The 20,971-nt window shown below is 67.3% G+C and carries 17 protein-coding genes and 1 pseudogene; 3 read left to right on the forward strand and 15 right to left on the reverse strand.

Going from position 1 to position 20,971, the window contains the following annotated elements; genetic code table 11:
- Both ACZYZE_RS14255 and pgl read left to right on the forward strand, forming a co-directional pair.
- Positions 1 to 819 (forward strand): annotated as a pseudogene (locus tag ACZYZE_RS14255) (glucose-6-phosphate dehydrogenase assembly protein OpcA); the annotation flags it as partial.
- Positions 809 to 1,615: a 6-phosphogluconolactonase gene (gene pgl / locus ACZYZE_RS14260; protein WP_459317975.1), complete on the forward strand. Its 807-nt coding sequence runs from the start codon at positions 809 to 811 to the stop codon at positions 1,613 to 1,615. The pseudogene ACZYZE_RS14255 and the gene pgl, both read left to right, overlap by 11 nt.
- Here pgl and ACZYZE_RS14265 read toward each other — a convergent pair.
- From ACZYZE_RS14265 to uvrC, 10 genes are all read right to left on the reverse strand, one after another.
- The gene (locus tag ACZYZE_RS14265) at positions 1,612 to 1,989 is read right to left on the reverse strand and encodes an RNA polymerase-binding protein RbpA (RefSeq protein WP_463908348.1); all 378 of its coding nucleotides are present in this window, start codon (positions 1,987 to 1,989) and stop codon (positions 1,612 to 1,614) included. The two genes, pgl and ACZYZE_RS14265, sit on opposite strands and share 4 nt — an antisense overlap.
- A gap of 118 nt (positions 1,990 to 2,107) precedes the next feature.
- Complete coding sequence (gene secG, locus ACZYZE_RS14270; protein ID WP_459317977.1) at positions 2,108 to 2,365, reverse strand: preprotein translocase subunit SecG; 258 nt, start codon at positions 2,363 to 2,365, stop codon at positions 2,108 to 2,110.
- 49 nt (positions 2,366 to 2,414) lie between these two features.
- The gene (gene tpiA, locus ACZYZE_RS14275; protein ID WP_463908350.1) at positions 2,415 to 3,230 is read right to left on the reverse strand and encodes a triose-phosphate isomerase; all 816 of its coding nucleotides are present in this window, start codon (positions 3,228 to 3,230) and stop codon (positions 2,415 to 2,417) included.
- Between the two features lie 78 nt (positions 3,231 to 3,308).
- Complete coding sequence (locus tag ACZYZE_RS14280; RefSeq protein ID WP_463908352.1) at positions 3,309 to 4,535, reverse strand: phosphoglycerate kinase; 1,227 nt, start codon at positions 4,533 to 4,535, stop codon at positions 3,309 to 3,311.
- Between the two features lie 10 nt (positions 4,536 to 4,545).
- The gene (gene gap, locus ACZYZE_RS14285; protein WP_463908354.1) at positions 4,546 to 5,556 is read right to left on the reverse strand and encodes a type I glyceraldehyde-3-phosphate dehydrogenase; all 1,011 of its coding nucleotides are present in this window, start codon (positions 5,554 to 5,556) and stop codon (positions 4,546 to 4,548) included.
- Positions 5,557 to 5,833: 277 nt separating this feature from the next.
- Entirely contained in the window at positions 5,834 to 6,457 is a 624-nt protein-coding gene (locus tag ACZYZE_RS14290) for a superoxide dismutase (RefSeq protein WP_459317981.1), read from the reverse strand.
- Between the two features lie 173 nt (positions 6,458 to 6,630).
- Positions 6,631 to 7,611, reverse strand: a complete 981-nt coding sequence (whiA, locus tag ACZYZE_RS14295) for a DNA-binding protein WhiA (RefSeq protein ID WP_459317982.1) — start codon at positions 7,609 to 7,611, stop codon at positions 6,631 to 6,633.
- 10 nt (positions 7,612 to 7,621) lie between these two features.
- The gene (locus ACZYZE_RS14300; protein ID WP_459317983.1) at positions 7,622 to 8,641 is read right to left on the reverse strand and encodes a gluconeogenesis factor YvcK family protein; all 1,020 of its coding nucleotides are present in this window, start codon (positions 8,639 to 8,641) and stop codon (positions 7,622 to 7,624) included.
- On the reverse strand, positions 8,641 to 9,564 hold the full coding sequence (rapZ, locus tag ACZYZE_RS14305) for an RNase adapter RapZ (protein ID WP_463908356.1): 924 nt from the start codon (positions 9,562 to 9,564) through the stop codon (positions 8,641 to 8,643). The genes ACZYZE_RS14300 and rapZ overlap by 1 nt, the downstream gene beginning before the upstream one ends.
- A 134-nt stretch (positions 9,565 to 9,698) precedes the next feature.
- On the reverse strand, positions 9,699 to 11,705 hold the full coding sequence (gene uvrC, locus ACZYZE_RS14310) for an excinuclease ABC subunit UvrC (RefSeq protein WP_463908358.1): 2,007 nt from the start codon (positions 11,703 to 11,705) through the stop codon (positions 9,699 to 9,701).
- Between the two features lie 317 nt (positions 11,706 to 12,022).
- Here uvrC and ACZYZE_RS14315 point away from each other — a divergent pair, with 317 nt between their 5' ends.
- On the forward strand, positions 12,023 to 13,735 hold the full coding sequence (locus tag ACZYZE_RS14315) for an HNH endonuclease signature motif containing protein (RefSeq protein ID WP_463908360.1): 1,713 nt from the start codon (positions 12,023 to 12,025) through the stop codon (positions 13,733 to 13,735).
- Between the two features lie 375 nt (positions 13,736 to 14,110).
- Here ACZYZE_RS14315 and ACZYZE_RS14320 read toward each other — a convergent pair whose 3' ends face one another.
- The 5 genes from ACZYZE_RS14320 to ACZYZE_RS14340 form a co-directional block, all read right to left on the reverse strand.
- Positions 14,111 to 14,779, reverse strand: a complete 669-nt coding sequence (locus ACZYZE_RS14320; protein WP_459317987.1) for a lysophospholipid acyltransferase family protein — start codon at positions 14,777 to 14,779, stop codon at positions 14,111 to 14,113.
- Complete coding sequence (locus ACZYZE_RS14325) at positions 14,766 to 15,521, reverse strand: HAD hydrolase-like protein (protein ID WP_463908362.1); 756 nt, start codon at positions 15,519 to 15,521, stop codon at positions 14,766 to 14,768. The genes ACZYZE_RS14320 and ACZYZE_RS14325 overlap by 14 nt, the downstream gene beginning before the upstream one ends.
- Positions 15,522 to 15,667: 146 nt before the next feature.
- On the reverse strand, positions 15,668 to 18,655 hold the full coding sequence (gene uvrA, locus ACZYZE_RS14330) for an excinuclease ABC subunit UvrA (protein ID WP_459317989.1): 2,988 nt from the start codon (positions 18,653 to 18,655) through the stop codon (positions 15,668 to 15,670).
- A gap of 88 nt (positions 18,656 to 18,743) precedes the next feature.
- Positions 18,744 to 19,136 carry a GntR family transcriptional regulator gene (locus ACZYZE_RS14335; protein WP_463908365.1) on the reverse strand — a complete coding sequence of 131 codons (393 nt, stop codon included), beginning with the start codon at positions 19,134 to 19,136 and terminating at the stop codon, positions 18,744 to 18,746.
- Complete coding sequence (locus tag ACZYZE_RS14340) at positions 19,133 to 20,908, reverse strand: ABC transporter ATP-binding protein (protein WP_463908502.1); 1,776 nt, start codon at positions 20,906 to 20,908, stop codon at positions 19,133 to 19,135. Before ACZYZE_RS14340 ends, ACZYZE_RS14335 begins: the two co-directional genes overlap by 4 nt.
- Between the last annotated feature and the right edge of the window lie 63 nt (positions 20,909 to 20,971).

Consider the following 20,971-nt stretch of genomic DNA (forward strand, 5'->3'; position numbering starts at 1 on the left):
GGCTGGAGGAGGAGGCCATCGAGGCCGCCAACGAGGCCAGCCGCGAGCACCCCTGCCGGATCATCGTCCTGGCCGACGCCGGCGCCACGGCCCCGACCCGGCTCGACGCCCAGATCCGCGTGGGCGGCGATGCCGGAGCGTCCGAGGTCATCCTGCTCCGCGGCTACGGCGAGCTCGCGGAGGAAAGCGAGTCGCTCGTGGCGGCCCTGCTGCTGCCGGACGCGCCGATCGTGGCCTGGTGGCCGCACGGCGCCCCGAAGAACGCGTGTGAGACCTCGGTCGGCCGGATAGCGCACCGCCGGATCACGGACTCGGGCAACGAGGCCGACCCGCAGCGNGGCCCTGGACAATATCCGCCGCACCTACAAGGCCGGCGACACGGACCTGGCGTGGACCCGCCTGACGAACTGGCGGATCCAGCTGGCCGCGGTCCTGGACCAGCTGGACGACTCTCCGGTCACGGCCGTCGCCGTCGAAGGCGCCTCGGACTCCCCCAGCACCATCCTGCTCGCGGCCTGGCTCACACTGGCCCTGGACGCGCCAGTGACGATCGTGGAGGACCCGGCCGGCACCGGAATCCGGCGCGTGCGGCTTACCCGCACCGGCGGAGACGTGCAGCTGTTCCGGCCGGGCCTCACCGTCGCCGAGCTGACCCAGCCGGGCCAGCCCGCCCAGCGCATTTCTTTGCCGCGCCGGAGCCTCAAGGACTGTCTGGCCGAAGAACTGCGCCGGCTGGATCCTGACGAAGTATTTGGTGAAGTGATTACTATTGGACTGCCCCGTACCAACCTAAGGAGTGTCCGTCCCAGTGAGCGCTGACCCCAGAGTAAGCATCCATCCCGACTCGACCGTGCTTATGGCCGCCATCGCGGCACGCCTGATAACCAAACTTGTGGATATCCAGGACAAACACGGCGAGGCGACGGTGGTGCTGACCGGAGGCACGATGGGGATCGGATCGCTGAGGGCCGTCGCGGAGTCGCCGGCGGCACCTGCCGTCGACTGGTCCAGGGTCAACTTCTGGTGGGGTGACGAGCGCTTCGTCGCAGCCGACGACGCCGAACGCAACGCCCGGCAGGCACACGATGCGCTGCTTTCGCACATCGGCGCAGATCCGGGCCGCATCCACGTGCCCGGTTCCCCTGACGACTTCGGTACTCCGGAAGAGGCCGCCGCAGACTACGCTGCCCGGCTTGCCGAGGCGGCTGCGGCCGAGCACGCCGCCGACACGGCCGACGACCGGCCGGAGTCCCCGGGACGGCTGCCCCGCTTCGACATCGTCCTGCTGGGGGTCGGCCCCGACGCGCACGTGGCGTCGCTGTTCCCCGAGCAGGCCGGCATCCGCGAGAAGGAACTGACCGTGGTGGGTGTCCGCAACTCGCCCAAGCCCCCGCCGGGACGGGTGTCCCTTACACTGCCGGCGATCAACACGGCTTCGGAGATCTGGATGGTGGTGGCCGGCGAGGACAAGGCCGGTGCGGTGGGGCTGGCCCTGGCGGGCGCCAACCCGGTCCAGGTTCCGGCTGCCGGCCCGCGCGGCCGGAATGAAACTCTTTGGCTCATCGACGAAAACGCGGCGGCCCGGGTCCCGGCACAGCTGGTCCGGAAGAGTTAGTCCGGAAGGTTCCGCCCGGCCCGCAGCCGCTCAAGCGCTCCGGCCAGTACGTCTTCGGCGTCCTGGCTGGAGCGCCGTTCTTTTACGTATTCGAGGTGGCTCTTGTAGCCCTCCGGCGGGATGTCCTCGAGGGCGAACTGTGCCTCGTCCCGGGTGGCCGTGCCTCCGCAGCGGCGGCAGTCCCACACCCCGGGGATCTGGTCTTCGGGAAGCCGGGCGAACACCAGCGGCGTTTCGTGGCCCTTGGCGCACCGGTAGGAGACCCGGATGCGGGGCTGCCGTGCGCCGGCGCCGGCGAGGGGTTCCTGGCGGGGCGATGCCCCTTCGGTGGCTCCTACGCGGATGCCTTTGAATCCGGAAGCAGAATGCAGCATCGGGAGCTCCTGGCTACTCGGCGGACGGAATGCGCGTGCAATCAGCCACAGTGTAGTTCGGAGTTCCCGATGCCGGGAGGGCCACAAGGACCCCATATCCAGTTATTGCGAAGACGAGTTAGGAATCGGCGCCGGCGCTGAAGCGCATGATCAGGCCCAGGGCAATGATCACGATGCCCCAGGTGATGCCGAGGATGACGGTGAAACGGTTGAGGTTCCGTTCCGCCACGCCGGAGGAGCTGAGTCCGGAGCTCATGCCGCCACCGAACATATCGGACAGACCGCCTCCACGTCCTTTATGGAGCAGGATGAGCAGGGTCAGCAGGAGGCTGGTGATGCCCAGGAGTACCTGCAGAATGACATGAAGAACGTCCACGACGGCCTTTCAGAAGATTTGGATTGCGGGGGCCCAGCCTGTGTCCGGACTAATCCGTCAGCAGGTGACTCTCGAACCTCACAATATTAGCAAACTCGGCCGCATCCAGGCTGGCACCGCCGACGAGCAAGCCGTCCACGTCGCGTTCCTTGAGGATCGAGGCCGCATTGTTGGCCTTGACCGAGCCGCCGTAAAGCAGCCGGGTCTTGCCGGCGACGTCCGCTCCGAAGAGGGTGGCGAGCTCGGCACGGATGGCGGCGCACATTTCCTGCGCGTCGCCGGGACCGGCGACTTCGCCGGTTCCGATCGCCCAGACCGGCTCGTAGGCTACTACGAGTTCGGCAGCCTGCGCAGGGGTCAGGCCTTCGACGCCGGCGCGGAGCTGGGCGAGCGTGTGCGCCACGTGGGTGCCGGCCTGCCGGATGTCCAGGCCTTCGCCGACGCATAGGACGGGGGTGACGCCGTGGCGGAACGCGGCCAGGGTCTTGGCGTTGAGCACCGCGTCTGACTCGTGGTGGATGGTGCGGCGTTCGCTGTGGCCCACGAGGGCGTACCGGCAGCCGAGCTTCGATAGGAACTGGCCGGAGATGTCGCCGGTGTAGGCGCCGGAATCGAACTGGGACAGGTCCTGCCCGCCGTAGACGACCTTGAGTTCGTCGCCCTGAACGAGCGTCTGGACGCCGCGGAGATCCGTGAACGGAGGGAAGACGGCAACCTCCACCCGGCTGTAGTCGTGCTTGGCGTCGGACAGGGTCCAGGCCAGCTTCTGCAGGAGGGTGATGCCCTGGACATGGTCCATGTTCATCTTCCAGTTGCCTGCGATGAAGGGCGTGCGGTCGAATTTACCGTTGGTTGACGTTGTCACGTGATCTCCAAAAGATTCGTAGCAGTGGAACAGCCGGCAGGATGCCCACGATACTGGGCGCCCTGCCGGCTGGATGTTTTAGCGGTCCAGCACGCTCAAGCCGGGGAGTTCCTTGCCTTCAAGGTATTCAAGGCTGGCGCCGCCGCCGGTGGAAATGTGGCCGAACTGGTCATCGGCGAAGCCGAGGGTCCGGACCGCGGCGGCGGAGTCGCCGCCGCCCACGACGGTGAACGCTTCCGTCTCCGTGAGCGCCTGGGCGATGGCCCGGGTGCCGGCGGCGAACGCGGGGAACTCGAATACGCCCATCGGGCCGTTCCAGAACACCGTCCTGGCGCCCTTGATCCGTTCCGCGAAGGTTGCTGACGATTCGGGTCCGATGTCCAGGCCGATGCCCCCGGCGCCGAAGCTGCTGCCCTCTATGGCCTCGGCCCGGACCGTTTCGTGGTCCGCGTCGGCGGCGAACGCGCCGGCCACCACGACGTCGGTGGGAACCACGAATTCGGTTCCGGCGGCCGCGGCGCGCTTGAGGTACGCCTGGACGACCGGGATCTGGTCTTGTTCCAGCAGGCTGCCGGCCACCTTGTGGCCTGCGGCTGCGAGGAAGGTGAACAGCATGCCGCCGCCGACCAGGATGGTGTCCGCCTTGCCGATCAGGTTCTCGATCACGGCGAGCTTGTCCGAGACTTTGGAACCGCCGAGTACAACGACGTAGGGGCGCGGGGTGTCGGTGGTGAGCTTGCGCAGCACCTCGATCTCCGTGCGGACCAGATCGCCCTGGTAGGACGGCAGCCGGGTGGCGACGTCGAACACGCTGGCGTGCTTGCGGTGCACCGCACCGAAGGCATCGTCCACGAAGGCGCCGCTGGTTCCCGTGAGGGCCACCAGCTCATCCGCGAACGCGCCGCGTTCGGCGTCGTCCTTGCTCGTCTCGCGGGCGTCGAACCGCACGTTCTCCAGGACGAGTACTTCGCCGTCCGCCAGCGCGGCGGCGGACGCCTTCGCCGACGCCCCGACGGTGTCCTCCGCAAGGGAGACCGTGAACGGGGCAAGCTCGGCCAGCCGCGCCGCGGCGGGCTTGAGCGAGTACTTCGCGTCGGGGGCGCCCTTGGGGCGGCCGAGGTGTGCCGTGACCAGTACACGGGCACCGGCGTCCGTCAGCTTCGCCAGCACTGGCAGGGAGGCCTTGATCCGGCCGTCGTCAGTTACTGAAGAGCCGTCGAGCGGCACGTTCAGGTCACTTCTGACCAGAACGTACCGCCCGCGGACACCATCAGCGATCAGTTCGTCGAGGGTGTGGAATGTCATGAGTCTTACCCTAGCCCAGCTTGGCTGCGACAAGCTCCGTGAGGTCCACGAGTCGGTTGGAGTAGCCCCATTCGTTGTCATACCAGGCAACAACCTTGACCTGGTTGCCGATCACCTTGGTCAGGCCGGAGTCGAAGATGGAGGACGCCGGGTCCCCGACGATGTCCGAGGACACGATCGGCTCGTCGGTGTAGGTCAGCAATCCCTTGAGGGCTTCCGTCTCGGACGCTGCCTTCAGTACGGCATTGACTTCCCCGACGGTTGTCTCGCGGGACACAACGACGGTCAGGTCCGTGGCGGAGCCGGTCGGCACCGGGACGCGGATGGCGTAGCCGTCGAGTTTGCCCTTGAGTTCCGGCAGGACCAGGCCGATTGCCTTGGCCGCCCCCGTGGAGGTGGGGACCATGTTGATGGCGGCGGCGCGGGCACGGCGGAGGTCCTTGTGCGGGCCGTCCTGCAGGTTCTGGTCGGCGGTGTAGGCATGGATGGTGGTCATCAATCCGCGCTCGATGCCGAAGGCGTCGTTGACGACCTTGGCCAGCGGGCCGAGGCAGTTGGTGGTGCAGGAGGCATTGGAGATGATGTGATGCGCCGCCGGATCGTACAGCTCATGGTTGACACCCATCACGATCGTGATGTCCTCGTCGGAGGCGGGAGCGGAGATCAGGACCTTCTTGGCGCCGGCGTCGATGTGCTTCTGCGCGTCGGCGGCTTTGGTGAAGAAGCCGGTGGATTCAATCACGATGTCGACGCCGAGTTCACCCCAGGGCAGCTTCGCGGGATCGCGCTCGGCGAGGACCTTGACGGTCTTGCCGTCGACGATGAAGTTGCCGTCCTTGACCTCAATGGATTCCTTCAGGCGGCCGCCGACGGAGTCGTACTTAAAGAGGTGGGCCAGGGCCTCCGGGCTGGTGAGGTCGTTGACGGCAACGATCTCGAGGTCTGCGCCCTGGGCGAGTGCGGCGCGGAAGTAGTTGCGGCCAATACGGCCGAAGCCGTTAATACCAATACGGGTGGTCACGTTTTCAGTCTCCTTGGTGCTCTTGCAAGCACGACTAGTTGAGAAGGCGTTCAAGCCAACTAACAGATCCCGCACGCCATTGGGCAGAGATGATTAACAGATCGGAGGGCGACCAGCCACATTGCTGAAGGCTAACCGCCTTCCGTGATCTATCTTACGTTTAACTGGGTCTGCCCCCGCAAGTGCGGGGGCAGACCGTCCACGATTCGAGCCGAACGGCACGATATGTGCGCTTTGTTACAGCCGCGTGAACGGCTTCCGCGCAGTGGAACGGTTCTTAGAGCGTGATAAGGCCGGTGGCGTTCGTGCGGGCCGCCTCGAAGCGCTGCGCGACGTCGGCCCAGTTGACGATGTTCCAGAAGGCCTTGACGTAGTCGGCCTTGACGTTGACGTAGTCCAGGTAGAAGGCGTGCTCCCACATGTCCAGCATCAGCAGCGGGGTGGTACCCACGGCGACGTTGCCCTGCTGGTCGTAGAGCTGCTCGATAACCAGGTTGCCGCCGATCGGCTCGTAGGCCAGGAATGCCCAGCCGGAGCCCTGCAGGCCCAGGGCCGCCGCGCTGAAGTGGGCGCGGAAGGCGTCGAAGGAGCCGAACGCGTCGTCGATTGCGGCCGCGAGCTCGCCAACTGGTTTGTCGCCGCCGTCCGGGGAGAGGTTCTTCCAGAACACGGAGTGGTTGATGTGGCCGCCGGTGTGGAACGCGAGGTCCTTGGAAAGGCGGTTGATGTTGGCGAAGTCGCCCTTGTCGCGCGCCTCGGCGAGCTGCTTCAGGGCGTTGTTGGCGCCGGCCACGTAGGCAGCATGGTGCTTGCTGTGGTGCAGCTCCATGATCCGTGCGGAAATGTGCGGCTCCAGCGCTGCATAGTCATAGCTGAGGTCTGGCAGTACGTACTCGGTCACAAAATCCTCCAATGTCGTGGACTGGTTGTCCGTTTTGGTATCTCTCGGATTGTGCATCCGGATGTTGTGGCACCCGGAAGTCTCTGGATCGGAATCCAGTGGGCATAGCCTCCGGTCCCCCTGAGGTATTCCCGCCGTCCCGATCCGATTCTGCAGTTGTTTCCGGGCGGAGGCTACTCGTCCAGCATTTCGGGCGTCACATTGGCCTCCGTGCCGGGGATGCCGAGGTCCTGGGCGCGTTTGTCTGCCATGGCCAGGAGCCGGCGGATCCGGCCGGCGATGGCGTCCTTCGTCATTGCCGGATCCGCGAGCCGGCCAAGCTCATCGAGGCTGGCCTGCTTGTGCGCCACGCGGAGTTCGCCGGCGTACTTGAGGTGGTCCGGGACGTCGTCGCCAAGGATCTCCAGGGCACGGTCCACGCGGGCGCCTGCGGCGACGGCGGCCTGCGCGGAGCGGCGCAGGTTGGCGTCATCGAAGTTGGCGAGCCGGTTGGCGGTGGCGCGGACTTCCTTGCGCATGCGCCGTTCCTCCCAGACCATCAGCGCGTCGTGGGCGCCCATGCGGGTCAGGAGGGCGGCGATGGTGTCGCCGTCGCGGATCACAACGCGGTCCACTCCCCTGACCTCGCGGGCCTTGGCCTGGATGCCCAGGCGGCGGGCGGCGCCGACGAGGGCCAGGGCGGACTCGGGTCCCGGGCAGGTGACCTCCATGGCGGAGGACCGGCCCGGTTCGGTCAGCGAGCCGTGGGCCAGGAACGCGCCGCGCCAGACAGCCTCGGCGTCGGCGGCGGAGCCGTTCACCACCACTGACGGGAGGCCGCGGACCGGGCGCCCGCGGGCGTCCAGCAGGCCGGTCTGGCGGGCGAGGGCTTCGCCGTCGCGCACCACCCGGACCACGTAGCGGCTGCCGCGGCGCAGTCCCCCGCCGGAGACGACGATGATCTCGCTCTGGTGTCCGTAAACTTCGGCGATGGCCGCACGCAACCGCCGCGCGGTGGAAGCGAGGTCGACTTCGGCCTCGATCACGATCCGGCCGGAGATGATGTGCAGACCGCCGGCGAAGCGAAGCATGGCGGACACTTCAGCCTTGCGGACCGAGGACTTCTTGATGTCCAGCCGGGAAAGCTCTTCCTTGACTGATGCTGTCAGTGCCATGGCACCTTTCCTACCTGTTCCCGAAAATGTCGTGGTACGCCGTTGCCAGACGCAGCGGGTCGTGGATCGGCCGGCGGCTCGACGCCCCCACTTTACCCAACACCACCTCGGCACCGAGCATCCCGGCGGCCTGTTCGAAATCGGGGAGATCCGGCACGGACGCCGGATCGGCCAGGACGACGTCGATCGTGAAGTCCGGGGCGTACTCCCGCAGCACCCGCAGATGGTCCGCGGCTGACATGCCCAGGGTTTCCTTGGTGTCCGTCGCGAGGTTCATGGTGAGGCAGCGCCGGGCGGCCGTGTTGCAGAGCGCCTCCCGCATTTCCGGCAGCAGGAGGTGCGGCAGCACCGAGGTGTACCAGGATCCGGGGCCGAGGATCACCCAGTCGGCCAGTTCAATCGCGGTGAGCGCCTCGATGCAGGCGGGCGCGTTCTCCGGCAGCAGCCGGACCCGTTCCAGCGAGCCGGCGACGGCGCATTTCGCCTGGCCGCGGAGGGTCTGCAGTTCCGTGCTGCCGTCGGGCGCGGTGACGCGGATCTGCCCTTCGATGGTCAGTGGGATGCTGGACATGGGCAGGACCTCCCCGCGGGCGCCCAGCAGTGCCCCGGCCCATTTGAGCCCGGCGACGGTGTCGCCGAGCAATTCCCACAGGGTGACGATCAACAAGTTGCCCATGGCGTGTTCGTCGAGGGAGCCGCCGCGGCCCTTGCCGGGCTGGAAGCGGTGCTGCATCACGTCACGCCAGGTGCGGCCCCAGTCGGTGTCATCGCACAGCGCGGACAGCGCCATGCGCAGGTCTCCGGGCGGGAGGACGCCGTACTCCTCGCGCAGCCGGCCGGAGGAGCCGCCGTCGTCCGCGACTGTGACGATGGCGGTCAGTTCGGAGGTCAGCAGGCGCAGGGCGGACAGCGAGGCGGAGAGGCCGTGGCCGCCGCCGAGCGCGACGACGGAGGGACCCTTGTCCTGCTGGCTGGCGAAGGCCGCGCTGGCCGGCGGAACCAGGGGCAGCGGCCCGGTGAGGAGCGCCATTATTCCCGGCCCAGGTCCCGGTGCGTGGTGGTCACGGTGACGCGCGGGTACTGCGCCAGCCGGCGGGACAGTTCGACGGCGACCGCCACCGAGCGGTGCTTCCCGCCGGTGCAGCCGACGGCGATGGTTGCGTAGTGCTTGTTCTCGCGCCGGTAGCCGTCCAGGACCGGTTCGAGGGCCAGGACGTAGCGTTCCACGAAGTTGCTGACGCCCTGCGCCGCGAGCACGTAGTCGCTAACGTCCTTGTCCAGGCCGGTATGCGGCCGCAGCGCCGGGACCCAGTGCGGGTTTGGGATGAAGCGGGCGTCCGCGACGAAGTTCGCGTCCACGGGGAGGCCGTATTTGAAGCCGAAGCTCATGACGTTCAGCCGGAGGGCCACGGGCCCGGTCTCGCTGAACAGCTCGGTGATCGCGGTGGCGAGGCCGTGGACGTTCAGCGGGGAGGTGTCCAGGACGATGTCAGCGGAATTCCGGAGCTCGTGCAGCAGTTCACGCTCGGCGGCAATGCCGTCAAGAATGCGGCCGCCGCCCTGCAGCGGGTGGGGCCGCCGGCCCTGTTCGAAGCGGCGGACCAGGACGTCGTCGTTCGCGTCGAGGAACAGCACCCGGAAGGTGACACCGCTGGCCTCAAGGTTGCGGAGGGCGGCGCGGATGTCGGCGAAGAGGTCCTTGCTGCGGACATCCATGACGACGGCGAGCTTGGAAATGGATCCGGGCGAGTGGGACACAAGTTCGGCGAGGGTGCCGAGCATCTGTGGCGGCAAGTTTTCCACGACATACCAGCCGTGGTCCTCCAGGGCGTCGGACGCGGTACTGCGGCCTGCTCCTGACATGCCGGTCACCACGAGCAGTTCCGCCTCAACGGGTTTAACCGGCGTCATGCCGTCCGTATCCGGTCCGGATCCTGCCGTCGACTCTGCCATCAGTGAAGCCCCATTCTGCTGTGCGGTTCTGCTTTTATTCCTGCGTCTGTCCGTGCCGGGGCGCAGCCGCGCGCTGTCTTGCCCGCGCGGGCCGCTTCCCAAGTCCTTACCCTAGCTAAGATTGCCGGCGCTAGCTAAGTTTCGAGGATTTCGCCGGTGGCCATGTTGACGGCGCGCACCGTGGCCGCCCCGCCGGGGTCCTGGTCGAAGTGCCGGACGATCGCCGCGGCCAGCGACGGCCCGATCCCTTTGGCGCCGGTGAGCTCCTCCACAGAGGCAGCCTTGATGCTCTTGACCGAGCCGAACCGGGCCAGCAGCGCCTTGCGTTTGGATTCGCCGAGGCCGGGCACCCCGTCGAGCGCGGAGACGGTCATCGCCTTGCCGCGCTTCTGCCGGTGGAAGGAGATCGCGAAGCGGTGGGCCTCGTCGCGGATGCGCTGCAGCAGGTAGAGCCCGGCCGAGGCCCGGGGCAGGATTACCGGGAAGTCGCTGTCCGGCAGCCAGACCTCCTCGAGGCGTTTGGCGAGCCCGACGACGTAGACGTCCTCGATGCCCAGTTCGGCCAGGGCACGGGCCGCGGCGCTGACCTGGGGCTTGCCGCCGTCGACCACGACGAGGTTCGGCGGGTAGGCGAACCTGGTCCGGGGCGCCGGCGTCGTGGTGTCCGCGATCGAGACCGCCACGGCGGCCGCCAGGGCAGCCTGGTGGCCCGGTTTCCGCGCGGCTTCCGCCTGTTCGGCCTTCTCCTGGAGGTAGTTGCGGAAGCGCCGCGTCAGCACGTCATGCATGGCGGCGGTGTCGTCGTTCGCGGCGGGGCCGGTGACGGAGAACTTCCGGTAATCGGACTTCTTCGGCAGCCCGTCCTCGACCACCACCATGGACCCGACCACGTTGGTGCCCTGGACGTGCGAGATGTCAAAGCATTCGATCCGCAGCAGGGCCACGGGCAGGTCCAGCGCCTCCTGCAGTTCCTGGAGGGCCTGTGACCTCATGGTCAGGTCGCCCGCGCGCCGCGACTTGTGGAGCTTAAGGGCATGTTCGGCGTTGTCCCTGACGGTGGACAGGAGTGCGGCCTTGTCCCCGCGCTGCGGGACGCGGACGTCCACGCGGGCCCCACGCAGGCCGCCGAGCCATTCCGCGAGCTCGACGGCGTTGCTGGGTTCCGTGGGGACGAGGACCTCGCGGGGCAGCCGGCCCTGCACTCCTGCTTCCTCCCCGTAGACCTGCTGGAGGAGGTGCTCCACGAGGTCCGGGGTGGTGGAGTCCTCGACCTTTTCCACCACCCAGCCGCGCTGGCCGCGGATCCGGCCGCCGCGGACGTGGAAAACCTGGACGGCGGCCTCAAGCTCGTCCTCGTGCAGGGCGAAGACGTCGGCGTCGGTGCCCTCGGCGAGGACCACGGCGTTGCGCTCGAACACCTTCTTAAGCGCGACAATGTCGTCCCGGACGCGGGCCGCGCGCTCGTAGTCGAGTTCCGCGACGGCGGCGGCCATGTCCTTTTCCAGCCGGGTGACGAAGGGCTTGGCTTCGCCGCCCATGAAGGTGCAGAAGTCTTCGGCTAGGGTGCGGTGGTCCTCCGCCGAAATCCGGCCGACGCACGGGGCGGCGCACTTGTCGATATAGCCAAGCAGGCAGGGCCGGCCGCTGGCCTCGGCGCGTTTCAGGACGCCGGCGCTGCAGCTGCGGACTGGGAAGACCCGCAACAAGGTGTCCATGGTGTCCCGGATGGCGCCGGCGGTGTACGGACCGAAATAGCGGGTGCCCTTGCGGCGCTCCCCGCGCAGGACCTGGACGCGGGGGTACTTCTCCGCCATGGTGACGGCGAGGTAGGGATAGCTTTTGTCGTCCCGGAACATCACATTGAAGCGGGGCTTGAACTCTTTGATCCAGGTGTATTCGAGCTGCAGGGACTCCAGTTCACTCCCGACGACGGTCCATTCGACGCTGCTCGCCGTGTGGACCATCGCATAGGTTTTGGGCAGAAGACCGGCGGGGTTCGTGAAGTACGAGTTCAGCCGGGAACGGAGGCTCTTGGCCTTGCCGACATAGATGACGCGCCCGTGCGGGTCGCGGAAGCGGTACACGCCCGGATTGGTCGGAATTTCACCCGTCTGGGGTCGGTAACTCGCTGGATCTGCCACAGTCCAAGTCTACTGAGCCGGCAGCGGTGCCCCGGACGGGGGCGCCCCGGGTGGCCAGGCGCCGGCCAGGCGCTCCGCAGCACCGCAGGCGAAGCAGATGACCAAGCGGCGGGTGAAGCGGCGGGAACGGCCGGCGGTGCTGCCGCAGTCGATGTGGGAGCCGCCGCGAGAGTAGCGTCACCTTGCCCGGCGGCCAACGGCCGCGGACGTTCTCGCCTAGTTTGCCCGGCGCTGCCGGATCATTTGTCGCGGAACCGTCAATCCCTGAAGGCGTTCAGCCCGGCCTTTTTGTCGCTGCCTCGTTTTAGGCTGGGTGTATGGAAAGAAGGACAGTGTGGAGCGCGGACAGCAGGGCGGCCCTGGCGGCCGTCGCCGCGTCGGCTGCCGTGCTTGCTGGCCTCACCGGCGCCGCCGCTGACCACTCGGATCCGCCAGGCGCCGTCCCGCTGCGGGACACCGATCCGCCCGACGCCGATCCGCTGCGGGATCTGGCCGACAGTTGTCTGGACGGCCTCGCCGAGGTGGCCCGGCTGGAGGCCCGGACCGCCGCGCTGAAGGTGCGGCTCGCCGCGGACTACGTGCAGGCCACCAGGGCCCTGGCACCACCGGGAGCGTCCCCGCAGGAACACACCATGCAGGAGATGGCCCTGACCGCCGAGGTCGCCTGTGTCCTGACCGTCAGCGAACGAACCTCCCGAACCCTCCTGGCCGGCTGCCAGGCCCTGGTCACGGGACTGACGCTGACCCTGGGAGCCCTGCAGGCTGGGACGATCTCCTGGGCCCACGCCCGGATCATCATCGAGGAAACCAGCACCCTGGACGCGGCCGGGGCGGCCGCACTGGAAGCACACTTCCTGGACCCCGGAGCACCGGACCCCGCCCGCGGATGCCCGGCCGGGGACCTCGTCCCGTCCCGGTTCCGGGCCAAAGCACGCACCTGGCGCGAACGCCACCACCCGGCCAGCATCGAAGAACGCCACACCACAAGCACCGAAGACTGGCGGGTCGACTACACCCCGGACCGGGACGGCATGGCCTGGCTCTCGGCCTACCTCCCGGCCGATACCGCCGCAGGGATCTGGGACCGGACCACCGCCGCCGCCCGCGCCCTCCAAAACCCCCACGAGGCCCGCACCCTCACCCAACTCCGCGCCGACATCACCGCCATCTGGCTCCTCACCAGCGGAACGGCCGAGGACGGCATGGCCGGCGGCGGCAGATGCATGGCCGGCGGCGTAACCGGCATGGCCGGATGCGTCCCCTCCCCCAGGGCGCAGGTCCTGATCACCGTCCCGGTCCTGTCCCTCCTGCGCGCCACCGACGAACCGGCCGTCCTGGACGGATACGGGCCCATCCCGGCCTCCATGGCCCGCCGCCTGATCGCCGACGGCGCCGGCTCCTTCCACCGCGTCCTGACCGACCCCCGGGACGGCGCACCCCTGGAAATCGGACGCACCAGCTACCGCCTCACGAAAGCCCAGCGTCAATGGCTCCGCCTCCGCGACGGCAAATGCCCCTTCCCCGGCTGCAACAACCACTCCCTGGACAACGAAGCAGACCACCTCCTGGCCTGGGCCGACGGCGGCACCACCGGCATCTCCAACCTCGGCCAAACCTGCCCCAGACATCACCGGCTTAAACACGGCTCCGCCTGGACACCCACCGGAGCCAGCAAAGACCACCCGCCCGGGTGGACCTCACCGTCAGGACGGCACTACCCCAGCGAACACCAGGACTGGGAACCACCCCACTGGCCACACCACGTCCTGACCGCGGAGACATGCCCGGACCAAGGCCTGCCCCCGGACCCAGGACATCATCCGGACCAGGCACCCACCCGGCACCCCAGCCAGGAACCCCGCCCGGGTCCCGGTATGGGTCCCGGACCGGAGCTGCCCCCGGATCCCTTCCCGGACTGGCACCAGTTCACCACCGCGCATCCGTTGACCGCGGCGCACACGGACGATCCGGGCCGGCCAACGCCCCTCGACGACCCCTACCCGGAATGCCTCCTGCTCCACTGCGTCTGATCGACTAGTTGGAGGCCGTGTCAGCGCCGTAATCCGACCATGTTGGTGGCACACGGGCACCAGGCCGTGGAGTGTCTCTCACGTGGTTCGTGGCGGCGTTGGCATGCTGGAACCATGCCGCGCACTGGCGTCCTGGCGGATGCCAACTGGGGGCGGATTGGATCGTTAGTGCCAGTTCCGGCGGGGAGCCGTGGACGGCCGTTCAAAGACCACCGTCTGATCGTCAAGCGACGAAACGTCGTCGAACAATCCCTTCAATATCTTGAGGCAATTGCGCGGCCCCGCCACTGGATACGACAGGCTCACCCTGACCTACCCCGACCGGGTCGTTCTCCAAGCCATCACCACCTGGCTCAAGGAACCAGGAGACATGCCCTATTCGACGGTTTTGCTCTGGTTGTAGCTCGTAGACCGTTCCTGGCCGCTCAGCTCGGCGATAGCATCCATGATGCGGTCGGTGACCTGGCGGCGGGCGGGAAGCGAATGGTCCGGGCCGGTCTTGTCGAAGTACAGCGGTTCGCCAACCTTCATGGTGAAGTGCTGCGCTTTGACGAACTTGCTGTCCGCCGGTTGCAGGTTCTCGGTGCCGATCAGGCCCACCGGAATCACCGGGGCTCCGGTGGTCAGGGCAAGCCAGCCGACGCCGGTGCGGCCACGGTACAGGATGCCGTCGCGGGAACGGGTGCCCTCGGGGTAGATGCCGATGCCCTTGCCGGCGTCCAGGATCTCCAGCAGGGTCTTCAGCGCCTGAACGCTGGCCGCCTGCTCGCCCCGCTCGACAGGGATGGAGCCGACGGCCTCGAAGAAGGACTTCATAACCCTGCCCTTGACACCGCCGGTGGTGAAGTATTCGGCCTTCGCGAAGAACGCCACGGGGCGGGGCATCAGCGCCTGGACGATCACGCTGTCCAGGAACGAAAGGTGGTTCGGCGCCACGATGAACGGGCCCTCCTTGGGCACGTTTTCGAGTCCGATGACCGTGGGGCGGCACGTCGAGGTGACGAGCCCGCGCGTGGTCCAGCGGATAGCGTCAAACATTGCCATTGGTGGGAACCTCGTTCAGGGTCTGCAGGTCGTCGGTGTTGAGGGCAGCGGCCCGGATGGTGTCCAGCCTGACAATGGTCGTGTGGAGGGCCGCGGTGGTGTGCACAACCGTCACGGCGCCGGCCCCGCGGAGTTCGCCGTCGGGCGCAAAGCCCCAGCCTACCCCGATGCAGTCAAGGCCGTTGGCGGCAGCCCCGGCGACATCCTGCGCCCGGTCCCCCACCATGACGGCGTGTTCCATGCCCGGATCGGACAGGGTGTTCAAGTCAGCCAGCGCGGCGGCAACAATGCCGGCCTTGCCGGCCGGACCGGCCGCTGCTGCCTCGTCGGCGGCCGAACCCCGGATGGAGTGGAAGAGGCCGGCGATGCCGTGGTGCTCCAGCACGGTGCGGGCGAGGCCCTCGGGCTTCTGGGTGGCAACAGCGATTGGCCGGCCGGCGGCGACGAAGGCTTCCAGCAGGGCCAGGATGCCCGGGTAGAGCCGGCTTTGCGCGATGCCGGTCGCGAGGTAGTGCGCCCGGTAGATCCGGATGGCGTCGTCCAGCCGGGCGGCCGGCACCCCGGCGATCTCCGTCAGCGAATGGCTGAGTTTCGGGCCGATCATCGCATCCATCCGGGCCTTGTCGGGAACGCTGAGTCCGAGCGCCGTGAGGGCCGCCGCGATTCCGTCCGCTATGCCCCCGGCCGGATCGACAAGTGTGCCGTCCAGGTCAAAGATCACGGGCACTGTTGAATGGGTCACCGGCCTAGTTTCTCACGAGTGAACGGATGCCAGAAACTCGCATTCTCCAACTGGAATACATCCGTGGATTCCTGGGCGGGTACTTCCCGCAACGGACAGGGAGGCCGGCGGCGCCCGGTCCGGTACGGGCAATGACCGCGTTGAGCCTAGGCCAGGATGTCGGCCAGGAAGGCCGCCGTGTGGCTCTCCGTGGACTTGGCCACCTGCTCCGGGGTGCCGGAGGCGACGATGCGGCCGCCGCCGGATCCGCCGTCGGGCCCGAGATCCACCACCCAGTCCGCGCTCTTGATCACGTCGAGGTTGTGCTCGATCGTGATGACCGTGTTGCCCTTGTCCACAAGGCCCTGGAGCACCAGGAGCAGCTTGCGGATGTCCTCGAAGTGCAGGCCCGTGGTGGGTTCGTCCAGCACGTAGATGCTGCGCCCGTTGGAGCGCTTCTGCAGCTCTGCCGCAAGCTTCACGCGCTGGGCCTCGCCGCCGGAGAGCGTGGTGGCGGGCTGGCCCAGCCGGACATAACCGAGTCCGACGTCGACGAGGGTGCTGAGGTGACGGGCGATCGGCGAGAACGCCGCAAAGAACTCGGCGCCTTCCTCGATCGGCATGTTCAGGACATCGGCGATGGTCTTGCCCTTGTAGTGGACTTCCAGGGTTTCGCGGTTGTAGCGGGCGCCGTGGCACACCTCGCAGGGCACGTAGACGTCCGGCAGGAAGTTCATTTCGATCTTGAGGGTGCCGTCGCCGGAGCAGGCCTCGCAGCGGCCGCCCTTGACGTTGAACGAGAACCGGCCGGGCAGGTAGCCGCGGACCTTGGCCTCCGTGGTCTCGGCGAAGAGCTTGCGGATGTTGTCAAAGACACCCGTGTAGGTCGCCGGATTGGACCGCGGGGTGCGTCCGATGGGGCTCTGGTCGACGTGCACCACCTTGTCGAGGTGCTCGAGGCCCTGGATGGACTTGTGCCGTCCGGCCACCTGCTTGGCGCCGTTGAGCTTGTTGGCCAGCACCTTGTAGAGGATCTCGTTGACCAGGGTGGACTTGCCGGAGCCACTGACGCCGGTCACCGCGGTGAAGAGGCCCAGCGGGAAGGTGGCATCCACGTTCAGGAGGTTGTTCTCCTTGGCGCCGACGACCTTCAGCTCACGCTTCCTGTCGTATTTGCGCCGCTTCTTCGGGATCTCGATTCTCTTCCGCCCGGAGAGGTAGTCGCCGGTGAGGGACTCGGTGTTCTCCAGCAGTCCCTGATAGGAACCGGAGTGCACCACCATGCCGCCGTGTTCGCCGGCGCCCGGTCCGATGTCCACCACCCAGTCGGCCTCCTGGATGGTGTCCTCGTCGTGCTCCACCACGATCAGGGTGTTGCCGAGGTCCCGCAGCCGGGTGAGCGTCTCAATCAGGCGGCGGTTGTCCCGCTGGTGCAGCCCGATGGAAGGCTCGTCGAGGACGTAGAGCACGCCCACGAGGCCGGAGCCGATCTGGGTGGCCAGCCGGATGCGCTGGGCTTCGCCGCCGGACAGGGTGCCGGAGGGCCGTTCCAGGTTGAGGTACTCCAGGCCGACGTCGAGCAGGAATGTCAGCCGCGCCTGAATCTCCTTGAGGACCTGGTTGGCGATCTGGGCTTCGCGGCCGGTGAGGATGAGGTTGTCGAGGAAGTGCGCGCATTCGCGCATCGGCAAGGCCGCGACGGCGGCAATGGACTTCCCGTTGATGAGCACCGAGAGTGAGGCCGGGTTCAGCCGGGCGCCGTTGCAGGCCGGGCAGGGAATCTGCCGCATGTATTCCTCGTAGCGGTCCCGGGCCTTGTCGGAGTCGGTTTCGAGGTGTTTCCGGTGGACATACTGGATCACGCCTTCGAAGCCGGTGCTGTACTTGCGTTCCCGGCCGAAGCGGTTGCGGTATTGCACCACCACCTTGTGGTCCTTGCCGTGCAGCACCGTTTGGCGGGTGTCCTCCGTGAGCTTGTCCCACGGGGTCTTCATCGAGAATCCGAGTTCCTTGGCAAGTCCGCCGAGCAGCCGGTTCCAGTATTCCGTCGTCGCGGTGCCGAGCGACCACGGCGCTATGGCGCCTTCGGCGAGGGACAGTTCGCCGTTCGGAATGATGAGTTCCTCATCGACTTCGAGCTTCGTGCCGATGCCGCTGCAGGCGGAGCAGGCGCCGAAAGGGTTGTTGAAGGAGAAGGACCGGGGTTCAATCTCGTCGATGGCGAGGGGATGCTCATTGGGGCAGGCCAGGTGCTCGGAGAACGCCCTGATCCGTTCCGGGTCGTCTGCGTCCAGATCGACGAATTCGGCGAGGATCCGTCCCTCGGCCAGGCCGAGCGCGGTTTCTACTGAGTCGGTGAGCCGCTGGCTGATGCCTTCCTTGACCACGAGGCGGTCCACCACCACTTCGATGGTGTGTTTGAACTGCTTGCCGAGCTTGGGCGGGTCGCTCAGCTGGATCAGCTTGTCATCCACCCGGGCGCGTGAGTAGCCCTTGGCGGTCAGCTCCTTGAACAGCTCGACGAATTCGCCCTTGCGTCCGCGGACAACGGGGGCCAGCACCTGGAAACGGGTGCCCTCCGGCAGTTCCAGCAGCTGGTCCACGATCTGCTGGGGGGTCTGCTTCGCGACGGGCTCCCCACAGATGGGGCAGTGCGGGCGGCCGACACGGGCCCACAGCAGGCGCATATAGTCGTAGATTTCGGTGATGGTGCCCACCGTGGAGCGGGGATTCTTGCTCGTCGACTTCTGGTCGATGGACACCGCGGGCGAGAGGCCCTCGATGAAGTCGACGTCGGGCTTGTCCACCTGGCCAAGGAACTGCCGGGCGTAGGCAGAGAGCGATTCGACGTAGCGGCGCTGGCCCTCGGCGAAGATCGTGTCGAAGGCGAGGGACGACTTCCCGGAACCGGAGAGCCCGGTGAAGACAATCATGGAGTCGCGCGGCAGGTCGAGGTCCACGTTACGCAGGTTGTGCTCACGCGCGCCCTTGACGATAAGCCGGGACATGTCCGGACGCTTCACCTCGGGGCGGGATTCGATCGCACGGCCCGGTTTCGCGGAGCCCGTCGGAACCGCGCCCATCGGAACTGCGCTCTCCGGAACTGCGGGGGGTTGGGTATCAACGGCTGGATCTTCAGCTACGGCTTTAGGCACGCTACCAATGCTAATCGAAAACTTCTTCGAATATCCATTCCCTGCTGTGTCCCGGGCCGGGGAGACGGGCCCGGTGTGTTAATGGCTGCTATTCGCGGTCGTACGCGGCGGCGAGCAACTGCACGGCCTCCGCGAAGCTCGCGCCCCTGGCCTTCGCCGAGGCGGCGAACTCGGCCGCGGCGGCGGATAGCGAAATCCAGGCCTCGTCGCGGGCGCAGACAACCGTCCCGTTCCGGCCCCGGGTCACAACGACGCCGGCAGCCTCGAGTTCCTTGTAGGCGCGCGCCACTGTATGCGGGGCGACACCGAGCTCGCCGGCGAGGCTTCGCACCGCCGGGAGCTTGGTTCCGGGCGCCAACGTTCCGTTGTCCGCCCGTTCAATGATATTGAGCCTGAGCTGTTCAAAAAGGGGCACGGAGCTGGCCCCGCTGGGCCGCCAGGCACCGGGGAAAGGCTTCGTTGACGTTTCTGTGGGACTCACTGTTCCGGCTCTCCTGGACCTTGCGGCTGTTCGCGGCCGGCGAACTGTGCCTCGTACAATTTCGTGTAAAGCCCTCCGCGGGACCTCAGCTGCTGATGGGTCCCGTGTTCAACGATCCGTCCTTGATCCATGACCAGAATTAGATCAGCGTCACGCACGGTGGACAAGCGGTGGGCAATCACGAAGCTGGTCCGGCCCTGCCTCAGCCGCTGCATCGCCTGGCGGATTTGCACTTCGGTCCGGCTGTCAACGGAGCTGGTGGCCTCATCGAGGACCAGGATGCTGCGGCCCGCCAGCTGCGCCCGGGCGATCGAGATGAGCTGGCGCTGCCCGCGGCTCAGGGAATCGCCGTCGTTGCCGAGCATCGTGGCGTAGCCGGCCGGCAGGGACCGGACGAACTGGTCCACATGGCTGGCCTGTGCCGCGGCGACGATCTCGGCGTCGCTGGCGCCGGGCCGGCCGTACTCTATGTTTTCCCGGATGCTGCCGGTGAAGAGCCAGGCATCCTGCAGTACGGTGCCGAAGGCTGCCCGCAATTCATCCCGGGGCAGCCCGGCGATGTCCGCTCCGTCGACGGTGATCCGGCCGGAATCAAGCTCGTAGAACCGCATCAGGAGGTTCACGACGGTGGTCTTGCCGGCCCCGGTCTGGCCGACAATCGCGACGGTCTGCCCGGGCTCCACGGTGAACGAGAGGTCCTGGACAACGGGGGTGCCGGGGCTGTAGCCGAAAGTGGCATGCTCAAAGGTGACACGGCCCTCGGACCCGGCGCCGCGCATTGGCCCTGGCACCGGGACCTGCGCCGTAACGCTGGCCGGGACGCTCCCGCGGACCGAGGCGGGGTGCTCGGCCGGGATCTCCGGAGCGTCGAGCAGGGCGAAGACTCGCCCGGCGGAGACCAGGCAGGACTGCAGGAGGGCCAGCATGCCGCCGATCTGCCCCATCGGCTGGCTAAAGAGCCTGCTGAACTGGATGAACGCCTGGATGCCGCCGATCGTCATGGCCCCGGCGGTGATCTGGAGGGCACCGACCACTGCGACGGCGATGTAGTTGAGGTTGGAGACGAAGACCATCAGCGGCTGCACGACCCCGGACATGTACTGGGCGCGGGCGCTGGCCCGGCTGAGCTTGTCGTTGCAGTCTTTGAAGCTGGCGGCGGACGCTTCCTGCCGCCCGAAGGCCTTGATCACTTCATGGCCGGTGAAGATTTCTTCCAGCTGGGCATGCAGTTCCCCGGTGCTCCCCCACTGCTCGGTGAAGTGCGCCTGCGATTTCCGGGCCACGAGCACCGTGATCAGGGTCGAAACCGGGACTGACACCAGCGCGATCACGGCCAGGACCGGTGAAATCCACAGCATCATGGCGAGTGCACCGGAGAGCATCAGGACGGACATGATCAGCTGGTTGAGCAGTTGGCTGAGCGCCTGCGAGATGTTGTCGACGTCGTTGGTCGCGCGGCTCAGCACTTCGCCGCGGTGCTGCTCGTCGAAGTGGCTGGACGGGAGCACATGCAGCTTTTCCTCGACGGCGGCCCGGAGATCGTAGCTGAGGCGCTGCACGGCCCTGGCCGTCAGGGCACCCTGGATCCAGCTGAAGAGGGAGGCGGCGAGGTACATCAGGGAGACTGCCGCCAGCAGTGCCGCGAGTTTCGCCTGGTTGAAGGTGCCGCCAACGACGCCGTCGACAACGACGTCGGTGGCGTCACCCAGCACCTTGGGTGCCGCCACGTTCAGCGTCACAAAAGCGCAGGTGGCCGCCATAACGCCGGCCATCCGCCATTTCGAGGGGCGTAGCAGGCCGAGCAGCCGGCCGGTGGTGCCCAACCTGGACGGTGC

It is taken from the genome of Pseudarthrobacter woesei, from assembly GCF_055412745.1.

Bases quoted from the DNA above. Each gene is read 5' to 3' on its own strand.
- ACZYZE_RS14265 (WP_463908348.1), bottom strand. From the start codon at position 1,989: ATGCTGCATTCTGCTTCCGGATTCAAAGGCATCCGCGTAGGAGCCACC.
- ACZYZE_RS14280 (WP_463908352.1), bottom strand. From the start codon at position 4,535: ATGACATTCCACACCCTCGACGAACTGATCGCTGATGGTGTCCGCGGG.
- whiA (WP_459317982.1), bottom strand. From the start codon at position 7,611: ATGGCACTGACAGCATCAGTCAAGGAAGAGCTTTCCCGGCTGGACATC.
- ACZYZE_RS14300 (WP_459317983.1), bottom strand. From the start codon at position 8,641: ATGGCGCTCCTCACCGGGCCGCTGCCCCTGGTTCCGCCGGCCAGCGCG.
- rapZ (WP_463908356.1), bottom strand. From the start codon at position 9,564: ATGGCAGAGTCGACGGCAGGATCCGGACCGGATACGGACGGCATGACG.
- ACZYZE_RS14315 (WP_463908360.1), top strand. From the start codon at position 12,023: ATGGAAAGAAGGACAGTGTGGAGCGCGGACAGCAGGGCGGCCCTGGCG.
- ACZYZE_RS14320 (WP_459317987.1), bottom strand. From the start codon at position 14,779: ATGGCAATGTTTGACGCTATCCGCTGGACCACGCGCGGGCTCGTCACC.
- ACZYZE_RS14340 (WP_463908502.1), bottom strand. From the start codon at position 20,908: ATGGCCGGCGTTATGGCGGCCACCTGCGCTTTTGTGACGCTGAACGTG.